At 73.2% G+C, this 3,155-nt stretch carries 5 protein-coding genes; 4 read left to right on the top strand and 1 reads right to left on the bottom strand.

Annotated elements, in window-relative coordinates; genetic code table 11:
- Positions 1–19: 19 nt before the first annotated feature.
- Positions 20–394: a hypothetical protein gene (locus ACFV0G_RS37565; RefSeq protein ID WP_380557765.1), complete on the bottom strand. Its 375-nt coding sequence runs from the start codon at positions 392–394 to the stop codon at positions 20–22.
- A gap of 242 nt (positions 395–636) precedes the next feature.
- Here ACFV0G_RS37565 and rimP point away from each other — a divergent pair, with 242 nt between their 5' ends.
- The 4 genes from rimP to ACFV0G_RS37545 form a co-directional block, all read left to right on the top strand.
- Positions 637–1,182, top strand: coding sequence for a ribosome maturation factor RimP (gene rimP / locus ACFV0G_RS37560; RefSeq protein ID WP_380557763.1), 546 nt, complete (start codon positions 637–639; stop codon positions 1,180–1,182).
- 47 nt (positions 1,183–1,229) lie between these two features.
- Positions 1,230–2,228 carry a transcription termination factor NusA gene (gene nusA, locus ACFV0G_RS37555; protein ID WP_380557760.1) on the top strand — a complete coding sequence of 333 codons (999 nt, stop codon included), beginning with the start codon at positions 1,230–1,232 and terminating at the stop codon, positions 2,226–2,228.
- Between the two features lie 87 nt (positions 2,229–2,315).
- Entirely contained in the window at positions 2,316–2,609 is a 294-nt protein-coding gene (locus ACFV0G_RS37550) for a YlxR family protein (RefSeq protein ID WP_380557768.1), read from the top strand.
- 195 nt (positions 2,610–2,804) lie between these two features.
- The coding region (locus tag ACFV0G_RS37545; protein ID WP_380557757.1) for a translation initiation factor IF-2 N-terminal domain-containing protein at positions 2,805–3,155 on the top strand (351 nt) is incomplete at its 3' end.

The following is a 3,155-nucleotide window of genomic DNA, read 5'->3' as shown; positions in this document are numbered from 1 at the left end:
GGGCGGCGGCGGTGGTCCGTTAGGCCGCTGCCCGGTCGGCGACCGACCGGACGGGGCTCGCGGCCGGCGCCGCGGAGGCCGACTGCGGGCCGGCCGGCGAGGCGGCGGGGGAGGCCGGCGGCAGTCCGCGGGCGAGCGCCGCCCGGTGGACGGCGACGTCCGCGCGCTGCCGCCGCAGGTCCGCGGCGCGGTCGGCGCCGGGGCCGGCGAGCACCGCGTCGTACCCGGCCAGCAGGGTGTCCGTGGCGGCGACCGCGCGGCGGCGCAGCGGCAGGTCCGGGTCGGGCCGGGCGTAGCCCCTCCGGTCCCCGTCGTCCCCGGAGCAGCCGGCCGCCGCGAGGGCGCCGGCCAGGGCGCCGATCATCAGGACGGTCCGCCGGGTGGGGGACGGCATCGACGGCCTCCGCTCGCTCGCTGGGCGGGGCCGGGCGCCCCCTTGATCACCGTGCATCATGGCAGGACGGCCCGGCGCGGCCCGGTACCGGTCCCGGGGCGAACGGGTGTGAGCTTGCTCGCAGCGGCCCGCCGTCACCCGCGGGGACGCACGGTCGGAATCGGCGGTTGCGGGCCGGACCGGATAGGCTGCGCGATGAGTTAGCACCTGACAACAGCAGACGCGGCCGAGGAGTCACCCGGATGAGTACCCCACCGATCGACCGGCTGCGCGCGCTGCTGGAACCGCTGGCCGCCGAGGCCGGTCTCGATCTCGAGGACGTCAAGGTCACCCAGGCCGGCAGCCGCCGCCAGGTGCAGATCGACGTCGACGCCGACGGCGGGGTGGACCTCGATGCGATCGCCGACTTCAGCCGCCTGGTCGGCCAGGCCCTCGACGACTCCGACGTGATGGGCAGTGCCCCCTACCTGCTGGAGGTCGGCTCCCCGGGGGCCGAGCGCCCGCTGAACGAGCCGCGGCACTGGCGCCGGGCCGAGGGCCGGCTGGCCGCGATCCGCCTCGTCGAAGGCGGCGAGATCACCGCGCGGATCCTGGAGAGCGACGAGGACGGCGCACTGGTCGAGGTGCAGCCGGTGAAGGGCCGCGGCCGTCCGAAGGAGCGCCGGCTGGGCTTCGCGGAGATCGCCGGGGCCCGGGTGCAGGTCGAGTTCAACCGCAAGGACGAGGCCCTGCTCGACGAGGCCGAGGACCTGGCGGACGACTCCGACGACCACGCCGACGACGAGTAAGACGAGTAGCCGCGACCCATGAACCTGAACGAAGAGAAGGCGTAGCCGTGGACATCGACATGAGCGCCCTGCGTGGGCTGGTCACCGAGAAGGGCGTTCCGTTCGACCTGCTGGTCGAGTCCATCGAGTCGGCGCTCCTCATCGCGTACCACCGCACCGAGGGCTCGCGCCGCCGGGCCCGGGTCGAGCTGAACCGCAAGACCGGCCACGTGACGGTCTGGGCGCTGGAGGACGCCGCCGAGCTGGACGAGGGCGTCGAGCCCAAGGAGTTCGACGACACTCCCAGCGGCTTCGGCCGGATCGCCGCGTCGACCGCCAAGCAGGTGATCCTGCAGCGGCTGCGCGACGCCGCCGACGACCAGACCTTCGGCGAGTACGCCGGCAAGGAGGGCGACATCGTCACCGGTGTCGTCCAGCAGGGCAACGACCCGAAGAACATCCTGGTCGACATCGGCAAGCTGGAGGCGATCCTGCCCCCGCAGGAGCAGGTGCCCGGCGAGGAGTACAAGCACGGCACCCGGCTGCGCTGCTACGTTGTGGGCGTGCGCCGCGGTGTCCGCGGCCCGTCGGTGACCCTGTCGCGCACTCACCCGAACCTGGTGAAGCGGCTGTTCGCCCTGGAGGTGCCGGAGATCGCGGACGGCTCGGTGGAGATCGCCGCGATCGCCCGCGAGGCCGGCCACCGCACCAAGATCGCGGTGTGGTCGCGCCGCCAGGGGCTCAACGCCAAGGGCGCCTGCATCGGCCCGATGGGCGGCCGGGTGCGCAACGTGATGGCCGAGCTGCACGGCGAGAAGATCGACATCGTCGACTGGTCGGACGACCCGGCGGAGATGGTCGCGGCCGCGCTGTCGCCCGCTCGGGTGACCAAGGTCGAGATCGTCGACTTCGCGCAGCGCTCCGCACGGGTGATCGTGCCGGACTACCAGTTGTCGCTGGCGATCGGCAAGGAGGGCCAGAACGCCCGCCTGGCCGCCCGCCTCACCGGCTGGCGGATCGACATCCGGCCGGACACCGAGGTGCCCGCGGACGGGGCCCAGGAATAGGGCCGTCGGCCCGGTTGTTGACGATGGCTGCCGTCCCGCCCTGATCGGCGGGCGGCGCCATGTCCCTTCGGAGGGGTAGACTTGAGCTTGTCTGGCCGGACGCAAGTCCGAGCATGCCCTGAACGCACCTGCGTGGGCTGCCGCAAGCGCGCGGCCAAGCACGAGTTGCTGCGTGTCGTGGCGGTCGAGGGCGTCTGTGTTCCCGACCACCGCGGCGCACTGCCGGGACGGGGCGCACATCTGCACCCCGACCCCGCCTGCCTCGACCTCGCGGTCCGCCGTCGGGCGTTCCCCAGGGCCTTCCGGCTCCAGGGTCCGCTCGACACCGATGCGCTCCGCGCGTACGTCGGACAGCGGGCGGGAGTCACCCCGGCGTCCTGAGCAGTCAGGCGCGGCGGAGCACCACAGCAGTGTGCGGCGCACGGTCACCCGTGCGCGGCGCGAAACGTCAGGTACCTCGCGAGATGGAAGTAGGTCGAGATTGCGATGAGCACTCGATGAGTACGCGATGAGTACGCCCATGAAGTAGCGACAGTCCGGCGGACGATTACCCCGGACGGATAGATCAGGAGCGAAGTGGCTAAGGTCCGGGTATATGAACTCGCCAAGGAGCTCGGCTTGGAGAGCAAGGCCGTCATGGCCAAGCTCACCGAGCTCGGTGAGTTCGTGCGTTCGGCGTCCTCGACGATTGAGGCGCCGGTCGTTCGTAAGTTGACTGACGCTTTGGGAGCAACGCCGCCGTCCGGCGGTTCCTCCGCGAAGCCTGGCCCGCGCAAGCCCGCGGCGCCCCAGCCCGCCGGTTCCGGCGCGGCTGCACCCAAGCCGGGTGCCCCCACCCCCGGCCCGCGTCCAGCTGCGACGCCGGGCCCCCGTCCGACCCCGGCCGCCGCGGCACCCGCCGCCCCGGCCGCCCCCGCGGCACCGCGC

The sequence above is a fragment of the Kitasatospora sp. NPDC059571 genome, assembly GCF_042735675.1.
Lineage (GTDB): Bacteria > Actinomycetota > Actinomycetes > Streptomycetales > Streptomycetaceae > Kitasatospora.
Note: the sequence above shows the minus strand (reverse complement) of the source record. Positions and strands in the feature narration are given on the sequence as shown.

Excerpts from the sequence above, each read along its gene's own strand:
- ACFV0G_RS37565 (WP_380557765.1), bottom strand. The coding sequence starts at position 394 with ATGCCGTCCCCCACCCGGCGGACCGTCCTGATGATCGGCGCCCTGGCC.
- rimP (WP_380557763.1), top strand. The coding sequence starts at position 637 with ATGAGTACCCCACCGATCGACCGGCTGCGCGCGCTGCTGGAACCGCTG.